A 255-nucleotide genomic window follows, 5' to 3' on the forward strand; every position below is an offset into this window, starting at 1 on the left:
GCCGATCACCCTCTCAGGTCGGCTACGCATCGTCGCCTTGGTGAGCCGTTACCTCACCAACTAGCTAATGCGCCGCGGGCCCATCTGTAAGTGTCAGCCGAAACCGACTTTCAGCTTTCCCTCATGATAGGAAAAGGATTATCCGGTATTAGCACCGGTTTCCCGGTGTTATCCCAGTCTTACGGGCAGGTTGCCCACGTGTTACTCACCCGTCCGCCGCTAACCAACAGGAGCAAGCTCCTATTGATTCGCTCG

At 56.1% G+C, this 255-nt stretch carries 1 rRNA gene; it reads right to left on the minus strand.

What is annotated here, in order from left to right:
- Nucleotides 1–255, minus strand: a 16S ribosomal RNA gene (locus KW850_RS34670); the annotation flags it as partial.

The organism is Bacillus sp. sid0103 (genome assembly GCF_019219025.1).